At 70.0% G+C, this 19868-nt stretch carries 19 protein-coding genes and 1 pseudogene; 8 read left to right on the top strand and 12 right to left on the bottom strand.

What is annotated here, in order from left to right; translation table 11 throughout:
- Positions 1 to 77 precede the first annotated feature (77 nt).
- On the top strand, positions 78 to 1052 hold the full coding sequence (locus DEIMA_RS05050; protein WP_013556156.1) for an NADPH:quinone oxidoreductase family protein: 975 nt from the start codon (positions 78 to 80) through the stop codon (positions 1050 to 1052).
- Positions 1053 to 1108: 56 nt separating this feature from the next.
- On the opposite strand, the gene DEIMA_RS05045 is transcribed toward DEIMA_RS05050, so the two are convergent.
- Positions 1109 to 1675 (bottom strand): type 1 glutamine amidotransferase domain-containing protein, encoded by a 567-nt coding sequence (locus tag DEIMA_RS05045; RefSeq protein ID WP_013556155.1) that lies wholly within the window; start codon positions 1673 to 1675, stop codon positions 1109 to 1111.
- A gap of 56 nt (positions 1676 to 1731) precedes the next feature.
- The gene (locus DEIMA_RS05040) at positions 1732 to 2655 is read right to left on the bottom strand and encodes a LysR family transcriptional regulator (protein WP_013556154.1); all 924 of its coding nucleotides are present in this window, start codon (positions 2653 to 2655) and stop codon (positions 1732 to 1734) included.
- 188 nt (positions 2656 to 2843) lie between these two features.
- On the opposite strand from DEIMA_RS05040, the gene aceE reads away from it, so the two are divergent.
- Positions 2844 to 5549 carry a pyruvate dehydrogenase (acetyl-transferring), homodimeric type gene (aceE, locus tag DEIMA_RS05035; protein WP_013556153.1) on the top strand — a complete coding sequence of 902 codons (2706 nt, stop codon included), beginning with the start codon at positions 2844 to 2846 and terminating at the stop codon, positions 5547 to 5549.
- Positions 5550 to 5628: 79 nt separating this feature from the next.
- Positions 5629 to 7047 (top strand): annotated as a pseudogene (locus DEIMA_RS05030) (2-oxo acid dehydrogenase subunit E2); the annotation flags it as partial.
- Between the two features lie 42 nt (positions 7048 to 7089).
- Here the strand turns inward: DEIMA_RS05030 and DEIMA_RS05025 are convergent.
- The 3 genes from DEIMA_RS05025 to ttcA all read right to left on the bottom strand — a co-directional run bounded on the left by DEIMA_RS05025 (position 7090) and on the right by ttcA (position 10905).
- On the bottom strand, positions 7090 to 9099 hold the full coding sequence (locus DEIMA_RS05025) for a cation:proton antiporter (protein WP_013556151.1): 2010 nt from the start codon (positions 9097 to 9099) through the stop codon (positions 7090 to 7092).
- Positions 9100 to 9145: 46 nt separating this feature from the next.
- Positions 9146 to 9958 carry a GNAT family N-acetyltransferase gene (locus tag DEIMA_RS05020; protein WP_013556150.1) on the bottom strand — a complete coding sequence of 271 codons (813 nt, stop codon included), beginning with the start codon at positions 9956 to 9958 and terminating at the stop codon, positions 9146 to 9148.
- An 83-nt stretch (positions 9959 to 10041) separates the two neighbouring features.
- Positions 10042 to 10905 (bottom strand): tRNA 2-thiocytidine(32) synthetase TtcA, encoded by an 864-nt coding sequence (gene ttcA / locus DEIMA_RS05015; RefSeq protein ID WP_013556149.1) that lies wholly within the window; start codon positions 10903 to 10905, stop codon positions 10042 to 10044.
- Between the two features lie 84 nt (positions 10906 to 10989).
- Here ttcA and DEIMA_RS05010 point away from each other — a divergent pair, with 84 nt between their 5' ends.
- Positions 10990 to 11541, top strand: coding sequence for a 2'-5' RNA ligase family protein (locus DEIMA_RS05010; protein WP_013556148.1), 552 nt, complete (start codon positions 10990 to 10992; stop codon positions 11539 to 11541).
- Between the two features lie 63 nt (positions 11542 to 11604).
- Here DEIMA_RS05010 and DEIMA_RS05005 read toward each other — a convergent pair whose 3' ends face one another.
- Complete coding sequence (locus DEIMA_RS05005) at positions 11605 to 12777, bottom strand: amidohydrolase (RefSeq protein WP_013556147.1); 1173 nt, start codon at positions 12775 to 12777, stop codon at positions 11605 to 11607.
- A gap of 120 nt (positions 12778 to 12897) precedes the next feature.
- Between DEIMA_RS05005 and DEIMA_RS18180 the strand changes: the two genes are divergently transcribed.
- Positions 12898 to 13068, top strand: a complete 171-nt coding sequence (locus DEIMA_RS18180) for a hypothetical protein (protein ID WP_169311921.1) — start codon at positions 12898 to 12900, stop codon at positions 13066 to 13068.
- A gap of 21 nt (positions 13069 to 13089) precedes the next feature.
- A complete protein-coding gene (locus DEIMA_RS05000; RefSeq protein WP_013556146.1) occupies positions 13090 to 13377 on the top strand; it encodes an Lrp/AsnC ligand binding domain-containing protein in 288 nt (95 codons plus the stop codon).
- Positions 13378 to 13588: 211 nt separating this feature from the next.
- On the opposite strand, the gene DEIMA_RS18610 is transcribed toward DEIMA_RS05000, so the two are convergent.
- The 4 genes from DEIMA_RS18610 to DEIMA_RS04980 all read right to left on the bottom strand — a co-directional run bounded on the left by DEIMA_RS18610 (position 13589) and on the right by DEIMA_RS04980 (position 16765).
- A complete protein-coding gene (locus DEIMA_RS18610) occupies positions 13589 to 14173 on the bottom strand; it encodes a hypothetical protein (RefSeq protein WP_013556145.1) in 585 nt (194 codons plus the stop codon).
- A gap of 244 nt (positions 14174 to 14417) precedes the next feature.
- Positions 14418 to 14774 carry a WGxxGxxG-CTERM domain-containing protein gene (locus tag DEIMA_RS04990; protein ID WP_013556144.1) on the bottom strand — a complete coding sequence of 119 codons (357 nt, stop codon included), beginning with the start codon at positions 14772 to 14774 and terminating at the stop codon, positions 14418 to 14420.
- A gap of 184 nt (positions 14775 to 14958) precedes the next feature.
- Positions 14959 to 15501 carry an HD domain-containing protein gene (locus DEIMA_RS04985; protein WP_013556143.1) on the bottom strand — a complete coding sequence of 181 codons (543 nt, stop codon included), beginning with the start codon at positions 15499 to 15501 and terminating at the stop codon, positions 14959 to 14961.
- Positions 15502 to 15523: 22 nt separating this feature from the next.
- Positions 15524 to 16765 carry an MFS transporter gene (locus DEIMA_RS04980; RefSeq protein ID WP_013556142.1) on the bottom strand — a complete coding sequence of 414 codons (1242 nt, stop codon included), beginning with the start codon at positions 16763 to 16765 and terminating at the stop codon, positions 15524 to 15526.
- A gap of 86 nt (positions 16766 to 16851) precedes the next feature.
- Here DEIMA_RS04980 and DEIMA_RS04975 point away from each other — a divergent pair, with 86 nt between their 5' ends.
- Entirely contained in the window at positions 16852 to 17478 is a 627-nt protein-coding gene (locus DEIMA_RS04975) for a hypothetical protein (RefSeq protein WP_013556141.1), read from the top strand.
- Positions 17479 to 17533: 55 nt separating this feature from the next.
- Here the strand turns inward: DEIMA_RS04975 and DEIMA_RS04970 are convergent, their stop codons facing one another.
- Positions 17534 to 18094, bottom strand: a complete 561-nt coding sequence (locus tag DEIMA_RS04970) for a response regulator transcription factor (RefSeq protein ID WP_013556140.1) — start codon at positions 18092 to 18094, stop codon at positions 17534 to 17536.
- Positions 18095 to 18334: 240 nt separating this feature from the next.
- Entirely contained in the window at positions 18335 to 19240 is a 906-nt protein-coding gene (locus DEIMA_RS04965; RefSeq protein WP_013556139.1) for an alpha/beta fold hydrolase, read from the bottom strand.
- 91 nt (positions 19241 to 19331) lie between these two features.
- Between DEIMA_RS04965 and DEIMA_RS04960 the strand changes: the two genes are divergently transcribed.
- Entirely contained in the window at positions 19332 to 19850 is a 519-nt protein-coding gene (locus DEIMA_RS04960; RefSeq protein WP_043817101.1) for a M23 family metallopeptidase, read from the top strand.
- The last annotated feature ends 18 nt before the right edge of the window (positions 19851 to 19868 follow it).

Below are 19868 nucleotides of genomic sequence, written 5' to 3'. Positions count from 1 at the left end.
TTGTGTGCGGCGCCTTCAGGTTCGTTTGGGTTGCTGCGGGAGTATGCTGCCTGCACTTCAATTGAGGGGGTGCGGACATGGACGCTGTGGTGTGCAGGGCGTGGGGGCCGCCGGAGTCGCTGGTGGTGGAGTCGCAGCCGGAGCCGGTGGCGGGTGCAGGCGAGGTGGTGCTGGCAGTGCGCGCCGCGAGCGTGAACTTCCCGGACGTGCTGATGATTCAGGGGAAGTATCAGGTGCGGCCGGAGTTGCCGTTCACGCCGGGCGCGGAAGCGGCGGGCGTAGTGCTCAGCGTCGGTGAGGGCGTGCGGCACGTGCGGCCCGGGGACCGCGCGGTGGCGTTCGTGGGGCACGGGGCGTTCGCGGAGCAGCTGCGGGCACCCGCGAGCGCCGTGATGCCGCTGCCGGACGAGGTGCCGTTCGATGTGGCGGCGGCGTTCACGCTGGCGTACGGCACGTCGTACCACGCGCTGGTGGACCGCGCGCACCTGCGGGACGGTGAGACGCTACTGGTCCTCGGCGCGGCCGGGGGGGTGGGGCTCGCGGCGGTGGAGATCGGGCGGGCGCTGGGCGCGCGCGTCATCGCGGCGGCCAGCACTGCCGAGAAGCTCGCGGTGTGCACGGAGCACGGCGCGGACGAGGTGATCAACTACGAAGCAGAGGACCTGCGGGCGCGCCTGAAGGACCTCACGGGCGGGCGCGGCCCGGACGTCATCTACGACCCGGTGGGGGGGCGTTTCGCGGAGGCGGCGTTCCGCAGCATCGGCTGGGGCGGGCGGTACCTGGTGGTGGGGTTCGCGGCGGGCGACATCCCGAGCCTGCCGCTGAACCTGCCGCTCCTGAAGGGCGCGTCGCTGGTGGGGGTGTTCTGGGGGGAATTCGCGCGCCGCGACCCGCGGGGGAACGCCGCGAATCTCGCGCGGATGCTCGCGTGGATGGGCGAGGGCAGGATTCGCCCGCGCATCAGCGCCCGGTACGCCCTTGCGGACACGTCCCGCGCGCTGCTGGACATGGCGGAGCGGCGCGTGACCGGCAAGGTCGTCATTCAGCCGTAACGCTCTTCTGGCGTGCATGAGGGGGCAGGCCCGGGCCTGCCCCCTGGCTGTGGGCGTTACTGACGGCGGGCGCTGTGGTCGCCTTCCGCGAATTCCTCGATGATCTTGCGGTTGAACGCGGGGAGGTCGTCGGGGTTGCGACTGGTGACGACGCCGCGGTCCGTGACGACTTCCTCGTCCACCCATTGCGCGCCGGCGAGGGTCAGTTCGTGCTTGAGGCTGGGCCAGCTGGTGAGGCGCAGGCCCTGGGCGACGCCGGTTTCGCTGAGGCTCCACGGGCCGTGGCAGATGGCGCCGATGGGTTTGCCGGCGTCGTACATGGCGCGGACGAACTGCATGGCCTGCGGACTCAGGCGCAGCTTGTCGGGGTTGACGGTGCCGCCGGGCAGCAGCAGGCCGTCGTAGTCGTCAACGCTGACCTGATCGATGGTCTTGTCGACGGCGTACTTCCCTTGCGGTTCGAGGTCGCCCTTCATGCTCTGGATCTCACCGGCTTCCAGGCTGATGAGGTGCGTGGTCGCGCCGGCGCCCTGGACGGCGTCGCGGGGGCTGACGAGTTCGACTTCCTCGACGCCGTCGGCAGCGAGGATGGCGATGGTTTTGCCTTGCAGGGTGGTGGTCATGCGCTCAGCGTTGCGTGCGGGCATGGCGCGCGCGTGACGGGCCGCTGAAGTGCGGTTCACGTGGGGTTGCGGGCGGGTTCATCCGGGCGGTCGTCGCCGGCGCCGCGCAGGACGGTGTGGGCGACGTTCAGGAAAGCGCGCAGGGCCGGCTGGTCGTCGTCGCGGCGCCACACGGCGTCGATTTCGACGATGGGGGCGTCCTCGACGGGGCGGTACGTGACGCCGGGCAGCGCGACCCGTTCGAAGAAGCGGATGGGCAGGAACACGCCGATGCCGGCGGCAACGAGGCTGAGCAGGGTGGGCACCTCGATGGCTTCCTGCACGATGCGGGGCGTGAAGCCGCCGCGTTCGCACCACGTCATGACCTGGTCGAAGTACGTGGCGCGCAGGTAGCGGGGGAAGAACACGAACGGTTCGCGCGCGAGGTCGTGGATGCGGAGCCGGCGTTTGCGCGCGAGCGGGTGCCCGGCGGGCAGGGCGGCCACGAGGGGTTGCTGCCACAGGGCTTCGCGGGCGAGGGTGGGGTCGCGGACGGGCAGGAGCATCAGGCCGACATCGATGGTGTGGGCGCGCAGCGCGGCTTCCTGTTCCTGCGCGGTGAGTTCGCGCAGTTCCACGGCGACGTGCGGGTACGTTTCGCGGAAGGTGCGGACGATTTCCGGGAGGCCGCCGAAGGCGAGGCCGCTGACGAAGCCGACGACGAGGCGGCCGACCTCGCCGCGCGCGGCGGCGCGGGCGCGCGCGACGGTCTGTTCGGCGAGGGCGAGGGTGGCGCGCGCGCCCTGCAGGAATTCCTGTCCGGCGGGGGTGAGCTGGACGCGGCGGGTGGTGCGCTGCACGAGGGGGACGCCGAGTTCGTCCTCGAGGGCCTTGATGCTGCTGCTGAGGGCCTGCTGGACGACGTAGACGCGTTCGGCTGCGCGGCCGAAGTGGCCTTCTTCGGCGAGGGCGATGAAGTGGCGCAGGTGGCGGAGTTCCATAGGGGGTACGGGGAGTGTACTCGGATTGACCACTCTTTTTGGTGACTGGCGGGGATTTGCGTTGTTTGTGGTGGTGGGTGGGGACCTTTAGACTGAAGCGATGCAAACGGTCGTTCGGTGACGCGCGCGGTATGAAGGCCGCGCCCGCCCGAGCGTTCCCTCGCCCCCACCCCGAAAGGACCCTTGCCGTGACGAAACGACCCCCGAGGATCAGCCTGAGTCCGCAGGACCAGGACAAGCTCAACAAGATCGAAACGCAGGAGTGGCTCGACTCGCTCGCGTTCGTGTTTGCCGACGCGGGCCGCGAGCGCGCCGCGAACCTGCTGGAGGAACTGGACCACTACGCCTACTACCTGGGCGCGCCCATCCAGTTCAAGCAGAACACGCCGTACATCAACACCATCCCGCCCGAAGCGCAGCCGGAGTACCCCGGCGACCTCGAGATGGAGCGGCGCATCCGCAACATCAACCGCTGGAACGCCGTCGCGATGGTCGTGAAGGCCAACAAGAACAGCGACGGCATCGGCGGCCACCTCAGCACGTACGCCAGCACCGCCGAGCTGTACGAAGTGGGCTTCAACCACTTCTTCCGCGCGCACGGCGCCGGCCAGGACCGCGACCTGCTGTTCTTCCAGGGGCACGCCAGCCCCGGCATCTACGCGCGCAGCTTCCTGGAGGGCCGCTTCAGCGAAACGCGCCTGAACAACTTCCGCCGCGAACTGCAGGGCGAAGAGGGCCTCAGCAGCTACCCGCACCCGTGGCTGATGCCCGACTACTGGGAGTTCCCGACGGTCAGCATGGGCCTCGGCCCCATCCAGGCGATCTACCAGGCGCGCTTCATGAAGTACCTTGAGAACCGCGGCCTGAAACCCAAAGGCAACGCGAAGGTCTGGGCGTTCCTCGGGGACGGCGAGATGGACGAGCCGCAGAGCATCGGCGCGCTCCGCTTCGCCGCGTACGAGAACCTCGACAACCTCGTGTTCGTCCTGAACGCGAACCTGCAACGCCTCGACGGCCCCGTGCGCGCGAACAGCAAGGTCATCCAGGAGTTCGAGGCGCTGTTCCGCGGCGCCGGCTGGAACGTCATCAAGGTCGTGTGGGACAGCAAGTGGGACGAACTGCTCGCCAAGGACTACAACGGCGCCATCGTGAAACGCTTCGAGCAGCTCGTGGACGGCGAATCGCAGCGCTACGCGGCGTTCGGCGGCAAGGAACTCCGCGAGAAGTTCTTCAACACCCCGGAACTCAAAGCGCTCATCGAAGGCTGGAGCGACGCGGACCTTGAGCTGCTGAACCGTGGCGGGCACGACGTCAAGAAGGTCTTCGCCGCGTACCGCGCCGCGACCCAGCACCAGGGCCAGCCGACCGTCATCATCGCGCGCACCGTGAAGGGCTACGGCCTCGGCGAGAGCGCGCAGGGCCGCAACGTCGCGCACCAGGTCAAGAAGCTCGACTTCCACGCCCTCAAGGACCTCCGCACCTTCCTGGAACTGCCGCTCACCGACGAGCAGGTCGAGCACCTCGAGTACTACCACCCCGGCCCGGACAGCCCCGAGGTGAAGTACACCCTGGAGCGCCGCGAGGCGCTGGGCGGCTTCACGCCCGCGCGCCGCGTGGAGCAGCCGAACGTGCAGATTCCCGGCATGGACTTCTTCGAGGAGTTCTTCAAGGGCAGCGGCGGCCGCGAGGTGAGCACCACCATGGCGTTCGTGCAGATCCTCAGCAAGCTGCTGCGCGACAAGAACGTCAAGGACCTCGTGGTGCCCATCGTGCCCGACGAGGCCCGCACGTTCGGCATGGACGCGCTCGTGCCGCGCATCGGCATCTACAGCCCGCGCGGGCAGACGTACCAGCCGGTCGACTTCGGTTCGCTGATGGCCTACAAGGAGTCCACCGACGGGCAGATGCTCGAGGAAGGCATCACCGAGGACGGCGCGATGGCCTCCTGGATCAGCGCGGGCACGGCGTACGCCGTGCACGGCGTGCCGACCATCCCGTTCTACGTCTTCTACTCCATGTTCGGCATGCAGCGCATCGGCGACCTCGTGTGGGCCGCCGCGGACCAGCGCGCCAAGGGCTTCCTGATCGGCGCGACGGCCGGGCGCACCACCCTCGCCGGTGAGGGCCTGCAGCACCAGGACGGCAACAGCCTCCTGCAGGCGTACGTCGTCCCGAACCTGAAGGTGTACGACCCGGCGTTCGCGTACGAGCTGGCGGTCATCGTCGATGACGGCCTGCGCCGCATGTACCAGGAAGGCCAGGACATCTTCTACTACGTCACGGTGGAGAACGAGAACTACGTGCAGCTCCCCATGCCGGAGAACCGCGAGGAAGTCATCGACGGCATCATCCGCGGCCTGTACCGCCTGCGCCGCAGCGACAAGAAGAGCAAGGCGCGCGCGCAGCTCCTCGCGAGCGGCCCCAGCATGCCCGCCGCGCTCGAAGCGGTGCGCCTGCTGGAGGAGCAGCACGGCGTGGCCGTGGACCTGTGGAGCGTCACCAGCTACAAGGAACTCCACCAGGAGGCCCTGCTGGTGCAGCGCGACAACATGCTGCACCCGGAGCGCGAACCGAAAGTCAGCTTCGTGGCGCAGCAGCTCAGCGCCGAGAACGCTCCGGGCGTGCTCGTGAGCGTCACGGACTACGTGAAGCTCGGCGCGGACGGCCTGAACGGGCACCTCGACCGGAAACTCTGGGCGCTCGGCACGGACGGGTTCGGCCGCAGCGAGGCGCGCGAGGAACTGCGTGACTTCTTCGAGGTGGACGCGAAGCACATCGTCGTGGCGACCCTGTACGCGCTGCTGCGCGACGGCAAGGTGAAGGGCGACGTGGTGGCGAGCGCCCTGCGCACGTACGGCATCGACCCCGAGCGCGCCGCGCCGGTCCTGCGTTAAGACTTTCCCGGCGGCGCCCGCGCGCGGGCGCCGCTCGGGTCGTTCTACGATCCACACTAGAGGTGCGCACATGGCGACAGAAGTGAAACTCCCCGACGTGGGGGACAACATCGAGCAGGGCACGGTCGTGACGATCCTCGTGAAGGCCGGCGACACCGTCACCGAAGGTCAGCCCATCATCGAGATCGAAACCGACAAGGCCGTCGTGGAGGTGCCCAGCAGCGCCGCCGGCACGGTCGCTGAAGTCAAGGTCAAGGAGGGCGACACCGTCAAGATCGGCGGCACCATCCTCACCCTCAGCGGCGGCGCGGGCGGGAACGTCCCCAGTGACACGAACCTCGGCGCGGGCCGCAGCGACGCGCTCGGCGTGGTCGGCCAGGGCGGCGAGACAGACGAGGCGACGACGGTCGCGCCGAACGCCGGCACGGCCGAGCGCGTCGCGCAGGCGCAGGCCGAGTCGCAGAAGCAGCAGGCCAGCAGCCCCGCCCCCACGCCCGCCCAGGCCCCGGCCACGACGCGCGCGCCGCAGCTGTTCGACGGCCGCAACGTCGTGCACGCCGCGCCGAGCGTCCGCCGCCTCGCCCGTGAACTGGGCGTGAACATCCAGACGGTGCAGGGCAGCGGCGTCGCGGGCCGCATCAGCGAGGACGACGTGCGCCGCGCCGTGAGTGGCGCGCCCGCGAGTACGCCGGCGCCCGCTCAGGCCGCTGCACCGGTCGCGCCGCAGGCGGCCATGCCGGTCGCGGCGCCCACGCCGGCCTCGCCCGTGCCGCCCCTCCCCAACTTCGAGAAGTGGGGCGCGGTGCGCCGCGAGGACATGAGCGGCGTTCGCAAGGCCACCGTGCGCAGCATGACGCAGTCGTGGACGACCATCCCGATGGTCACGCACTTCGACAAGGCCGACGTGACCCGCATGGAAGAGGTCCGCAAGCAGTTCGGCGCGCGCGTCGAGAAGGCCGGCGGGAAGCTCACCATGACGCACATCCTGATGAAGGTCGTCGCGAACGCCCTGCGGAAGTTCCCGAAGTTCGGCGCGAGCCTGGACCTGCCGAACCAGCAGGTCGTGTACAAGGACTACGTGAACCTCGGCGTGGCTGTGGACACCCCGAATGGCCTGCTCGTGCCCGTCCTGAAGGACGTGGACCGCATGAGCATCACCGAGATCGTCCTGGGCCTCACGGACCTCGCGAACAAGGCGCGCGAGCGGAAACTCAAGCCGGACGAGATGCAGGGCGCGACGTTCACCATCTCGAACCTCGGTGGGATTGGCGGGCACGCGTTCACGCCCATCGTGAACAGCCCGGAAGTGGCGATCCTCGGCGTGAGCCGCGGCGGGTTCGAGCCTGTGTGGAACAAGGAGAAAGGCGAGTTTGAGCCGCGCAACATGCTGCCGATCAGCCTGTCGTACGACCACCGCCTCATCGACGGCGCGGACGCGGCGCGCTTCGTGCGCTTCATCTGCGAGAGCCTCGAAGATCCGTTCCTGATCAGCCTGTAACGGCTCAAATGAAGAGGGGCGCCACATGTGGCGCCCCTCTCGTTACTTCGTGAGGTCGTGCGGGTAGCAGTACGCCCAGGTTTCACCGCGTTCCAGGCTGCGGATGATCGGGTGGCCGCTGGCGTGGTGGTGCGCGGTGGCGTGCTTGTTCTTGCTGCTGTCGCAGCAACCGACGTGCCCGCAGGTCATGCAGACGCGCAGATGCACCCAGCGGTCGCCGAGCGCGACGCATTCGGGGCAGACGTCCGCTTCGGGCGTGACGCAGGTGGTCTGCGCGGTGTGCTCGCACATGCCGAGCTGGTCGGCGTCGAGCGCCACGGGGAGCGGGCCGTGCAGGGCGCGGTGCAGGTGAGCGCGCCCCGGCTCGCCGGGCGTGAGGTGGTGCAGAACGCCGAGCGCCACCTCGTCGTGGCCGGTGAGGACGTGGGTGGCGCCGGCGTGGCGGAGTTCGTCGGCGTCGTCGAGCCGGTCCACGTGCGCGACGATGGTGAGGTCCGGGTTGAGGGTGCGGGCGACGCTGATGACGCGCGCAGCCATGTCGGGGGCGTCGTCCGCGACGACGAGCGCGCGGGCGTGCGCGACGCCCGCCTCGCTGAGCAGCGCGGCGCGCGCGTAATCGCCGATAACGACGGGCACGTCGTGCTCAGCGACGTCGGCGGCGCCGCCCGGGCTGAGGGTCAGCACCCCGAACGGCTGGTGCTGGCGGTGCAGGGCGCGGGCGACGCGGCGGGCGTGCGCGCCGAACCCGGCGAGGATGACATGGTCCCGCAGGTGCCCGAGCGGGCCGTGCCCGGTGTCCGGCGCGGCAGGCGCCGGGGCGGGCCTGGGGGTGCGGGCGGGCAGGCGCTCGCCGAGGCGCGCCAGCAGGGGCGTGAAGGCCATCAGCAGGACGGTCGCGGCGATGAACGTCTGCGTGCCGCGCTCGCCCAGGCCGGCGGGTGTGAGGCCCAGGGCGCGCCCGGTGCTTTCGAGCACGAATGAGAACTCGCCGATCTGCGCGAGCAGCAGGGCCGTCGCGGTCGCGGTGAGTGTACTGGTGCCCAGCAGGCGCAGGCTGGCGGCGGTCACGGCGGTTTTCAGCACGGCGATGAGCACCACCGCGAGCAGCACCAGCGGCAGGTTCGTGAGGAGGAAGCGCACGTCGAGTTGCAGACCGACCGACAGGAAGAACGCGGCGCTGAACAGAATCTGCAACGGGAGGATCTCGCCGAGCGCCTGGCGCCCGAAGCGGCTCTCACTGACGATCAGGCCTGCGAGGAACGCGCCGAGGGCGAGGCTGACGCCCGCGAGGCTGGTGAGGTACGCCGTGCCGAAACACACCGCGACGATGGTGAGCAGGAAAATCTCCGGCGAGCAGGTGCGCGCGACGACCTCCAGCAGTTTCGGGAGGACACGCCGCGCGAGCAGCAGCACCGCCGCGACGATGCCGCCCGCCTTGGCGAGCGCGAGCAGCACGCCGAGCGGGCCGCCTCCCTGCCCGGCCATCATGGGCACGAGCAGCACCATGACGACCACGGCGAGGTCCTGGAAGATCAGCACCGCGAGACTCAGCTGCCCGGCCTCACTGCCGGTGCGGCCCCGGTCCGCGAGGAGCTTCATGACGATGGCGGTGCTGGACAGCGCCAGCAGGCACCCGGTGAACAGGGCGTTCGGGACGGACACGCCCAGCAGCGTGAGCAGCAGCGTGGTGGCGGCCACCGTGAGGGCGACCTGCGCGCCGCCCCCGAGGAAGATGGCGCGGCCGATGCGCGCGAGGCGCTCCAGGCTGAACTCGATGCCGATGGCGAACAGCAGCAGCATGACGCCGATTTCGCTGGCAGTACTGATCAGGGCCGGGTCGTCAATGACGCCCAGCACGGACGGGCCGACGAGGACACCAGCAAGCAGGAACCCGATGATGGGCACGAGGCCCGCGCGGAACGACAGGTACGCGGCGAACGCGGCGACGAGCAGGAGCAGCGTGAGCTGCCCGAGCAGCGCGTGCGTGCCGCCGTCCGTGCTGGCAGAGGCCGCGCCGCTGAGGGCAAGGGCGAGGGCAAAAGCGCGGGTCATGCCCCTAGTGTGCTGGACGCCCGCCCCGCGTGGCGAATCCGGCCGCTCAGGTGCGCGGGAAGCGCAGGAGCAGCTGCTGCCGCTCGGTCGGGCGGAAGCCGACGCTGGCGTAGATATCCTTGGCGAAGTAATGGTCGTCGGCGACGATCACGAGGTCCTGCGCGCCGAACGTCCGCTGCACGTGCTCGCCTGCGAAGTGCGCGAGCGTGCCGCACAGGCCCTGGCGACGGTAGTCCGGGTGCGTCCCGACCGCCTGGAAGCGTGCGAGGCCGCGCCCGTCGGTGTACACGCCCATGTCCGCGGCAAGAACGCCATCCACGAACGCGCCGTACCAGCAGCCGAGGCCCGCGCGGGCCATGGCGCGGTAGCGGAGGAACTGCTTTTCCTTGAAGGTGCGGTATGCCGTTTCAGCTTCCTGGTAGCGGCTGTCGCGCGCTGCGACCTGCAGATCGACCACTGCGGCCCACGCCTCGTCGGTGTCCTCGATGACGCGCAGGTCGGCTGTGCGGTTCGGGCGGGCCGGGGCATGCAGCGCCGGGGCGCTCATGACGACGTTTTCCTCCAACACGTACCCGGCATCCAGGAACGGCTGCAGGTGCGCTTCGGCCTGCGCGGGCACGTCCCAGCCGAACAGGACGTGCTCCACGGTGGGTGGCGTGCCGATCAGGTCCGCGAACCGCGCTTCCCAGGTGGGCAGGTCGCCGGGCTGCGGCGGCCGCTCGAAGATCAGGAAGTTCCCGAAGTAATGTGTGGGGTTGTCAGGGTTCGTGACGCGCGTGACGTCGCCGTGGTCCTCGACGAGACCCTGGAAGCGCGCGAAGATCAGGTCAGTGCGGTAACCGAGGGAATGCAGGTGCATACCCGTGACTGTACGGGGATGCACCTGCGCTCGCCTATGCGCGTTAGAGCCTAGAGGGTCCAGGGGTGCCCTCCAGGTTCCCTTCAAATGAGCAGCGTCATTTCCTGCAGGCCCGCCAGGAATTCCCGCTCGGGGTACTCCTCGTGGTCGAAGCCGCGGTCCCCCTCGGCGGGCGTGGCGCTGAGGCTCGCGAAGTCGTACAGTTCGCGGTCGAGCAGGTGGCTGGGCGTGACGCGCGTGAGGGACCGCAGGACGTTCTGCAGGCGGCCCGGGTGCGCACGCTCCCACCCTTCGAGCATCTCGCCAACAATCTTGCGTTGCAGGTTCTCCTGGCTGCCGCACAGGTTGCATGGGATGATCGGGTAGCCTGCGGCGTCCGCGTATCGCTGGATGTCGCGTTCGGCCACGTACGCGAGTGGGCGGATCACGACGTTCCCGCCGTCGTCGGACTGGAGTTTCGGCGGCATGGCCTTGAGGCGCGCGCCGAAGAACATGTTCATGAACAGCGTCTCGAGGATGTCGTCACGGTGGTGCCCGAGGGCGATCTTGGTGGCGCCGATCCGTTTGGCGTGCGTGTACAGGATGCCGCGCCGCAGGCGGCTGCACAGGCTGCACGTCGTCTTGCCTTCCGGCGTTTTGTCCTTCACGACGCTGTAGGTGTCCTGCTCCAGAATCTGGTGTTCCACGCCGAGGGCCGTGAGGTACTGCGGGAGCACGTGCTTCGGGAAGCCCGGCTGCCCCTGGTCGAGGTTCACGGCGATCAGGCGGAAGTCGATGGGCGCGCGTTTCTGGAGGTGCAGGAGGATGTCGAGGAGGGTGTAGCTGTCCTTGCCGCCGGACAGGCACACCATGACGGTGTCGCCGTCCTCGATCATGCGGTAGTCGGTGATGGCCTGCGCGGCGCCCTTGACGAGCGGGGCGAACAGATGCTGGGTGGTGTGGGTCATGGTGGGAGCGTTCGGCGGGGCCGAGGTGCGCTTATGGTAACGGGCGCGACGGCGCCGCGCGGTAAGGCGCGTCAGGATGCAGCCATGCCAAGCGCGCAAGAGCAGCGGTCCACGGCGTCGTTCCTGCTGGGCGTTCTCGCGCCGCAGGGGCTCTCCGCGCGAGTGGACGCGTTCCGGGCGGCGTCGGGTGCGTCGCGCGAGAGTGCCGCGCACGTGACCGTGAAGGCCCGCAGCGGCCTGAGCGCGGATCTCGCGTGGCTGGAGTCGGCCCGCGCGACCGTGGCGCAGGCGCCCGCGTTCGAGGTGCGGGTGGGCGGCGCGGGCATCTTTCCGCGCCGCGCGGTGTACCTGCGCGTCGACAGCCCGGGGCTGGTGGAGGTGCACGTGGCGCTGCTGCACGCCCTGCGGCCCGCGCGGCGCTTCGGGTATGAGGGGCCGCACATGACGCCGCACCTCACGCTCGCGCAGGCGAGAAGGCACCTGGACCTCAACGGCACCTTCGCGCAGGCGCAGGCGGCATTCGCGGACCTGGCGGTCCAGCCGTTCGCGTTCACGGTCACGGCGCTGCACCTGTTCATGAAGCCAGGGCCGGGCGGCATCTACACTCCCGTCTCTCCCCTGCCCCTGGCGACGTAACGGCCGGTCCGGGCTCCATAACAGGCTGCCCGGCCTGGGAGCCGGGCGGTCCACCTCCGGTGGTCAGTCGCGCTGCGCCAGTCGGAGGGCGGCGGCTTTCAGGACGCGTACGCCCGTCATGAGGCTGCTCTCGTCGATGTCGAAGCGGGGGTGGTGGTGCGGCGCGGTGATGCCGCGCTCCGCGTTGCCCGCGCCGACATTCAGGTACGCGCCGGGCGCTTCTTGCAGGTACGCGCTGAAGTCCTCGCCGCCCATGGTGGGCAGCGCGTCGTACACCCATTCCTCGCCGACCGTCTGCACGGCGACGTCGCGCAGGACCGCGGCCACCTGCGCGTCGTTGATGAGGGGCGCGTACCCGAAGCCGTAATCGAGGGTGTGCGTGGCGCCGTGAGCGGCGCAGATGCCGCCGGTGATCTGGTCGATCAGTTGCGGCGCGCGTTCGCGCAGGGCCGGGTCGAAGGTGCGGACCGTGCCGGCCAGCACGGCCGCGTCGGGAATGACGTTGTCGGCGGTGCCCGCGTGAAACTGCGTGACGCTGACGATGATGTTGTCGAGCGCGCCGACGTGGCGGCTGGCGATGTGCTGGAGGTTCGTGACGACCTGCGCGCCGATGGCGATGGGGTCGACGGTCTGCTCCGGGTGGGCGCCGTGCCCGCCGCGGCCCTGAATGGTGATGTGGAAGGTGTCGGGCGCGGCCATGAACGCGCCGGGCTTGATGGCGACAACGTTCGCGGGCAGCTGACTGTTGAGGTGCAAGCCCGTGACGACGTCGACGCCGCGCATGACGCCCGCCTTGACGAGTTCCTGCGCGCCGCCCGGGGGTAGCTCCTCGGCGTGCTGGAACAGGAAGCGGACCTCGCCGTGCACGCGCTGCGGGTCGGCGCTGAGTTCCTGCGCGACGCCGAGCAGGATGGCGGTGTGGCCGTCGTGACCGCAGGCGTGCATGATGCCGTCGCGGGTGCTGCGGTAGGCGGCGTCGGCACCCTCGTCCTCGTGGATGGGGAGAGCGTCGGTGTCGGCGCGCAGGAGGACGGTGCGGCCGCTCTGCCCGCCGTTCAGGACGGCGAGGACGCTGGTGGGGGTGGGGCGGGTGATGATGAGGTTCGGCATGGCGCGCAGCTGCGCTTCGATGTACGCGCTGGTTTCGTGCTCCTGGAAGCTGAGTTCCGGGTGCTGGTGAAGGTGGCGGCGCCAGGTGCGGAGTTGCGTGGCAAGGTCCGTTTGAGTTGTGGTCACGCGGTTAGCGTACTCCTGTGGCGCCGGGCATGGCACACAGCGGCGGGCAGCGTGGACCGAGCCCAAATTTTCTCAGGGGCGCTTCATGCGGCCAGCCGGGTGGTGCGCTTAGATGAGGGCGTGAAGACCAAAGGATGGTGGGTGCCGGTGGCGCTCCTGCTGGTGGAAGGCCTGAAACGCTCGCGGGCGCGGCGTAATCCGTTCGCGCGGCGTCGCAAGCGCGACCGCGTGATCGACGCGGCTCTGGCGCGCGCGTCCAGAGCGCTGAGTCGCCGCGCGCCGCGCTGGTAGGGCGCGTGCGACAATACCGGTATGGTCACGGCGATAGTGCTGGTGCAGGCGGAGCGTTTACGCATTCCTGAGACGGCGGCGGAACTGGCGAACGTCACGCACGTGAAGGAGGTGTACAGCGTCACGGGCGAGTGGGACATCGTGGCGCTGTTGCGCCTGCCGAGTTACGAGGATCTCGATGACGTCGTGACGGGGCAGCTGCGGCGCTTGCCGGGCATCATGCGCACGCAGACGATGCTGGCGTTCCGCACGTACGCGCCGGAGCTGCTGGATCAGGGGTTCGGGGTGGGCCTCAACGAGCAGGGATGAGCGCATCCCCCAGGGTGCACATGAGGTTTTCCTGTTGCTTTTGCTCCGGGTTGTCTGAAGTTCTGTAAGAGCATTGTCAGACGAAAACGCGTATGCTGCTGGTGTGAGGCGTGGTGAGCGCCCACCCCCCGCTGGCGCGCGGTTCCCTCCCCCCCTAGCGCGCGTCAGCCAAGAACACCGCCCGTACGGGCGGTGTTCTTGTTTCGGTGCCTCAGCGCACGTCGTTGCGTGTGGGGGTCACGACCGTGTCGTGACGGCGCCGTCCCGCAAGGCCCAGCAGGCCGAGCAGGCCCAGCAGGCCCCAGGGGAAGCCCCGGCCGTTATTGTCGTCGGAGGGGTTGGTGGAGGCGTTGCCGCTGTTCACGGTCGCCACCGTCCCGTTCGTGCCGGTGGTCGTCGGGGTGGTGGGGATGGCGCCGCCGTTCCCGGCGCTGCTGTTGCTGGTGTCCGTGGCCGTATCGGTGCCGGTCGTGTCGTCCGTGCCGGTGCTCGTGTCCGTGGTTCCGGTATCGGTGCCGGTGGTGCCCGTGCCCGTGTCGGTGCCGGTCGCGCTGCTGGCATCGTCTCCCGTGCCGGGCGCCGTTTCCGTCGTGGTGCCCGCGCTGTCCGTGCCGGTGGTCGTGTCCGTGGTGCCGGTCCCCGTGCTCGTATCGGTACCGGTGGTGCCCGTGTCCGTTCCGGTCGTGGTGCCGGTGTCGGTGGACTGCGTGAAATGCAGCGTGGAGGGGCCGCGCACGGTGGCGAGCGCCGGGGCGGTCAGGGCGAGGGTGAGGGCGAGCGTCAGACGGTGGCGCATGATGAACTCCTTGGAAAGAAGGCGTGTGGAGGACCCAGCGCGCGCGGAACCGCAGTGGCCCGGCGAGGGAGGTTCGGCCCATAGTGTGAGCCGCCCCCCTGCAGGGCCGATGAGCAGCACGCCAGGAAGCTTGACCGGCTGTAAAGGAGAACTTGACCGTCCCGCCATGTTTCCCGCTGTCCTCGCCCGCCACACGAAAAGAACCGGACGCAGGGCGCGTCCGGTTCCTTGAGGGGTCGTCTGCTCAGCGGACGTCGTTGCGCGTGGTGGTCACGACGGTTTCGTGGCGGCGGCGACCCGCGAGGCCCAGCAGGCCGAGCAGGCCCAGCAGGCCCCAGGGGAATTCGCGGGTGTCCGCGCGGCCGTTGTTGTTGCTGTCGACCACACCGTCCCCGTTGGGGTCCACGGCATCGTTCACGGCGTTGCCGGCATTTTCGACGGCATTGCCGGTGGAGGTCGCCGCGTCCTGCGCCGCGTCGCCGACGGAGGTGCCCTGGTCGCTGGTGTCCTGAACGCGAACAAGGGAGGACGGGGAGCTCATCGTGGCGAGGGCGGGGGTCGCGAAGGTCAGGGTCAGGGTCAGCATCATGAGTTTGTGCATGGTGAAGCTCCTTTCGGGTTGCTCGGTCCGCACAGTGTGGCCCGTTTGGCCCGGCGAACCGTGAGCGTCCCATGCAGCCCCCTTGATGCCCCGTGAAGCTGAACTTGAAAAGGCGAGGCCCGGCCCCCCGCCTCCTGGCCTGCCCTCAGGCGCGCAGGGGGGCGCCGCTGAGCAGCAGGGGTGTTTACGTCGCGTCGGCGGCGTCCTGCAGCGCGTGGAGGACGTTCGCCATGTGCTCGTCCAGCGGGACGCCCAGTTCGAGGGCGCCCTGTTCCACCTCATCGCGGTTCACGCCCGCTGCGAAGCTGCGCGTTTTGAAGCGCTTCTGAACGCTTTTGAGTTCGAGTTGCCGGACGTCCCGGTCCGGGCGGATCAGGGCGGCCGCCTGGATCAGGCCGGTCAGTTCGTCCACGGCGAAGAGCGTGCGCGCGAGGCGCGTGTCGCGCGGGGTGTTGGTGTACGCGGCGTGCCCCATGATGGCGTCGAGAACGATTTCCGGCACGTCGGTGTGGGCGCGCAGGTACATGACGCCCCAGGCGGGGTGCTCGTCCGGGTGCTGCTCGTAGTCGAAGTCGTGCAGGAGGCCGGCCAGGCTGTACAGGTGCTCATCCTCGCCCCAGAGGCGGGCGTAGAACTGCATGGCGGCCTCTACGTTCAACATGTGGCGTTGCAGGCTGACGCTGGGGGTGTGCTGGACCATCAGTGCGTAGGCGTCTTCGCGGTTCATGCCGCAGCATACGGCGTGCACGTCAGGCAGCGCGGGCGTCCACTGCGCGCACCGTGGCAGGTGTGATCACGGCGTCCGGGGTGCGGCGCATGACGGCGTGCCAGAGTGCCGCGGCGAGCAGCAACACGGCGGCGGTCACGCTGAAGATCAGGGCGAGTGGAACGCGGTCCGCGATGGGCGCAAGCAGCAGCAGCGTGACGGGCATGCCGATCTGCCCGGCGGTGTTCAGGAGGCTGCCGACGCGGCCGTAGTACTCGGGGTGCACGAGCGTCTGGAACGTGAGGCTGAGGCTGATGTTCAGCAGGGCGATGGCGGCGCCGCACGCGAAGGCCAGCGCGTACATCTGCGGGGCGGTGCGGGTGACGCTCAGCAGCGCGAACATCCCGCCGGACAGGGCGAAGCCGAGGACGCCGCCCAGCCGTGCGGGCACGCGCGCGCCGAGCGCCGCGAGCAGCAGGCTGCTGCTCGCCATGCCGCCGGTGAACAGCCCAAGGAACAGCCCGAATCCGCCTGCGCCGACGCCGAGCGCGGTCATGCGGGCGGGCAGCAGCATTTCCATGGGGGCGAGGACCGCGTTGATGATGAGGGCGAGGCCCGGCAGGAGCAGCAGGGCGGCGCTGCTCCGCGTGTACTGGACGCCCGCCTGCAGGTCCGCGCGGACGCTGCTGCGGGCGCCGCGCGCACGTGGATCGGGCACCTGCACGGCGCGCAGCAGGGCGGCCATGAGCAGGAAGGTCATCCCGTCGAACATCAGGCTGGGGCCGCTGCCGAGGGCGCTGACCAGCAGGCCGCCGCCCAGCAGCCCGGCGAGCTGCATGATCTGCGCGCTGCCCTGCATGAGGCTCGCGGCGCGCGCGCGGTGCTGCGGCGCCACGAGGCGCGGGGTGACGCCCATGCTGGCGGGCACGTAGAAGGCGGCGATCAGGCCGTTGAGCAGCGCGAGGGCGTGCAGGGCGGGCACCCCCACGGGGCCGTGCAGCGCCGCGAGGCCCAGCAGCAGCTGCGCGCCGCCGCGCACGACGTTCAGGACGATCAGCGGCAACCGTACGGGCAGGCGGTCCACCAGCGCGCCGGCCAGGGGTGAGAGCAGGGTGGGGAGCAGGGTGAGGGCGAGGTTGACGCCCATGGCGCCGCTGCTGCCCGTTTCGTGCAGCACCAGGAACGAAAGGGCGATGCCGGCGAGGGCGCCGCCGAGCGCGGACTGCGCGTTGCCGAGCCACCACAGCGTGAAGTGGCGGTTCCAGAGTAGAGGGTGCGTGGTCATGGGGGCCTCCTGTGCGTTCAGCGTGCGGCGCCGGCAACTCCCGGCGCGCGGTGATGCTCGGAGTTGAGGATCGGTACCATGAGGGCATGCCTGTGCCCGCTGCGCCTGCCCGGACGGCCACGGCCGCTCAGGCCGCGCTGCTGCTGGATGAGCGGTACGCGCCGGTGTTCACGGCGCTCGCGCAGGGGGAGGCGGGCGCTGCGGAGGTGGCGCGCCGCGCGAACCGTCCGCTGTCGAGCGTGCACGCGCAACTGACGCGGCTGCATGGCGCGGGGGTGGTGGACGTCGTGGCGGTCCGGGCGCGGGCGGGCCGCACGGTCCGGGTGTACGGGTGGCCGCGGCCCTGGCACATTCCTTTTGCGGTGACGGCGGCGGCCACCCTGCGGGAGTTGCTGGCGGGGCCCCTGCAGGCCCGCCTGAGCGATCAGCTCGATACGTTGGCGTGGGTGCTGGAGCGCGACCGCACGTCCAGCATGTGGGCAGTGACGCTGGACGTTCAGGACAACGCGATCGCGCACCGGATCCATTCGGGCGATTGGGAGGGGCCGCGCTCACCGCTGATGGCCAGTGGGGTGGAGTTGCGCCTGTCGCCGGGGCGGGTGCGGGCGCTGCAGGAGCGCTTGACGGCCCTGATGGACGAGCTGGCCGAAAGCCCGGACGAGGGCGGGGAGCGTTGGAGCCTGACGGTGCTGCTGTCGCCGTCGCGGCCTTAAGGACAACGGGCGGGCCCGCAGGTGAACACCTGCGGGCCCGCCCGTTGCGGCTGGGTCAGGCGCGCGGCAGTCGGCCCCAGTAGTACAGGGCGGCCTGCGTGCGGTTGGCGACGCGCAGCTTCTGGAAGATCTTGCTGAGGGCGTTCTGCACGGTGCCTTCGATCACGTCGAGGCGCCGGGCGATCTGCTTGTTGCTGAGGCCGCGCGCGACGTAGCGCAGGACGGCGCGTTCGGCGGGCGTGAGCACGGGGCGGCCGGGCGGGGTGTCGCGCCAGCGGTCGCCGACGCTCGCGCGGCGCAGCACGTCGATCAGGTCGGGGTCGCTGTCCGGGTGGGCGATCAGAACGGCCGGGCCGCATTCCCAGAGGTCCTCGAGGTACTCGCGGACGGGACTGCGGGTAATGACGACGGCGTTGGTGGCGTCGGTCTGGAGGACGTCGAGGGCGTAGCCCCAGGGGGCGTCGAGGACGATGCGCAGGTGTGCGCTTTCGGGCGGGAGGGCCTGCGCGTGGAGGAGGTCGCGGACGGGCCGGGTGAGTTCGGCGAGACCGCTCTCGACGCTCGGAACGAGCAGCAGGCGTTCCGGCGGGGCGGTGAGGGTCGTCAATGTCTGCAAGATCAGCCTCCGATCAGGAAATGCTCAGAAAGCTCGTTCAGCGTAACAGGCCCGGAAAAGTCATGCGTGCAAACTTGCGCATGACAATACTCACGCCTAGCAGTAGAGTGGGTGATTAACCGTCGTGCAGGATGGTTCTGCCCTCACGCACGCCGCCGGCACCGACCCAGGCCACTGACCAGCCCGCGCCCACACAAAAGGAGGCCCCGCTGGAAACAGCAGGGCCTCCTTCACGGGGACTTACCGGCGCATGCTGTCGTGCAACGCTTCCAGGAAGCCTTCCTCATCATCAAGCCACGGGTAGTGCCCGGTCGGCAGCACCGTCACGTCCGCGCCGCCCAGATCCTCCAGCCACTGCACCTGCTCCGGGTAGCTGGTGCGGTCCTCCGCCCCGGCAATCACGTAGATCGGCCGGGTGATCTCCGCCAAGAACGGCGGGTACTCGAACTCCCACAGCCCCTGCAACACCAGCGCCTGCTGCACGTCCGCGCCGCCCAGCAGCTGACTCTCGGCGTCCGCGAACTCCAGCCGCATGCGCGAGTGCGCATCGCGGAACTCCAGGGTGTTCAGCAAATCCCGCGCGTTCACGAGGTCGAACGCGGCCTCCACGCGCGCCGCACCCACCTGCGGGTACTTCCCTTCGGGCGTGCGGGCGAGCACCTCGTCACGCGGGTCCTCCACGGGGCGGCCCCGCAGGCGGGACGCCTCCGACAGCAGGATGTACGCGAGCTCCGGGAAGTGCACCCACGGGTTCACGGCGATCACGCGCGCCGTGCGCAGCGGAAAGCGCCGCGCGTACTCCAGTGCCACCAACGCCCCGAACCCCTGCCCCAGCGGCGTGAACCGCTCCAGCCCCAGGAACGCGCGCACGGCCTCCACATCGTCCACGAGGGTGTCGAGGTCCAGGTAGTCGCCGCCCTGGTCGGTTTCGTCCAGCGGGCCGCTGCGGCCCCCGCCGCGCCCGTCGAGGTACACCACGCGGTAGTCCTCCAGCGCGTCACCCACCAGCGTCCGGAACGACGCGCTGTTGTACCCGGGTCCGCCGTGCAGGTACAGCAGCGCGGGCGCGTCCTCCGGCCCGACCACCTCGAAGTACAGGTCCGCGCCGTTCAGGCGCTCGAAATACGTCTCATCCACGTGCGTCATCCCGCACAGTGTAGGGCGGCCTACGTCCGCGCCCCCCGCTGTCAGCCACAATGCACGCCGCCTCTCACGCGCGCACGGCAGCATGGTGAGCATGCGACGCGCCCTCCCCCCCCTGATCGTGCTGGCGCTGCTCGCCGGCGTCGCCGCCCTGTGCTGGCCGCTCCTGGAGCGCGCCCTGGATTACGCGCGCCTGCTGCGCGCCCCCGGGCCTTCCACGGCGACGCTCGCGGCGCCCCTGCCGGGCGTGCGCTACGCGGACACGTGGGGGGGCGCGCGCAGCGAGGGCCGCCGTCACGAGGGCGTGGACATCTTCGCGCCGCGCGGCACCCCCATCCGCTCCACCACGCGTGGGTACGTGGAGCGCATCGGCGAGAACCGCCTGGGCGGCCGGACCGTCACCGTCACTGGGCCCGGCGGGTACCACCATTATTACGCGCACCTGGAACGCTACCCGGACCTGCGCGTCGGCGATGAGGTGCAGGTGGGCGACGTCGTCGGGTACGTCGGCGACAGCGGCAACGCGCGCGGCACGCCCCCGCACCTGCATTACGGCGTGTACACGCCCACCTGGCGGGCCGTGAACCCGTACCCGCTGCTGCGCCGCCCATAGGTCAAGAAAACCCTTACC

The sequence above is a fragment of the Deinococcus maricopensis DSM 21211 genome, from assembly GCF_000186385.1.
Classification (GTDB): domain Bacteria; phylum Deinococcota; class Deinococci; order Deinococcales; family Deinococcaceae; genus Deinococcus_B; species Deinococcus_B maricopensis.
This window is presented reverse-complemented; position numbering and strand designations above follow the sequence as displayed.

Coding starts and splice junctions, on each gene's coding strand:
- DEIMA_RS05050 (WP_013556156.1), top strand. CDS start 78: ATGGACGCTGTGGTGTGCAGGGCGTGGGGGCCGCCGGAGTCGCTGGTG.
- DEIMA_RS05045 (WP_013556155.1), bottom strand. CDS start 1,675: ATGACCACCACCCTGCAAGGCAAAACCATCGCCATCCTCGCTGCCGAC.
- DEIMA_RS05040 (WP_013556154.1), bottom strand. CDS start 2,655: ATGGAACTCCGCCACCTGCGCCACTTCATCGCCCTCGCCGAAGAAGGC.
- DEIMA_RS05025 (WP_013556151.1), bottom strand. CDS start 9,099: ATGACCCGCGCTTTTGCCCTCGCCCTTGCCCTCAGCGGCGCGGCCTCT.
- DEIMA_RS05020 (WP_013556150.1), bottom strand. CDS start 9,958: ATGCACCTGCATTCCCTCGGTTACCGCACTGACCTGATCTTCGCGCGC.
- ttcA (WP_013556149.1), bottom strand. CDS start 10,905: ATGACCCACACCACCCAGCATCTGTTCGCCCCGCTCGTCAAGGGCGCC.
- DEIMA_RS05010 (WP_013556148.1), top strand. CDS start 10,990: ATGCCAAGCGCGCAAGAGCAGCGGTCCACGGCGTCGTTCCTGCTGGGC.
- DEIMA_RS05000 (WP_013556146.1), top strand. CDS start 13,090: ATGGTCACGGCGATAGTGCTGGTGCAGGCGGAGCGTTTACGCATTCCT.
- DEIMA_RS18610 (WP_013556145.1), bottom strand. CDS start 14,173: ATGCGCCACCGTCTGACGCTCGCCCTCACCCTCGCCCTGACCGCCCCG.
- DEIMA_RS04990 (WP_013556144.1), bottom strand. CDS start 14,774: ATGCACAAACTCATGATGCTGACCCTGACCCTGACCTTCGCGACCCCC.
- DEIMA_RS04985 (WP_013556143.1), bottom strand. CDS start 15,501: ATGAACCGCGAAGACGCCTACGCACTGATGGTCCAGCACACCCCCAGC.
- DEIMA_RS04980 (WP_013556142.1), bottom strand. CDS start 16,765: ATGACCACGCACCCTCTACTCTGGAACCGCCACTTCACGCTGTGGTGG.
- DEIMA_RS04975 (WP_013556141.1), top strand. CDS start 16,852: ATGCCTGTGCCCGCTGCGCCTGCCCGGACGGCCACGGCCGCTCAGGCC.
- DEIMA_RS04965 (WP_013556139.1), bottom strand. CDS start 19,240: ATGACGCACGTGGATGAGACGTATTTCGAGCGCCTGAACGGCGCGGAC.
- DEIMA_RS04960 (WP_043817101.1), top strand. CDS start 19,332: ATGCGACGCGCCCTCCCCCCCCTGATCGTGCTGGCGCTGCTCGCCGGC.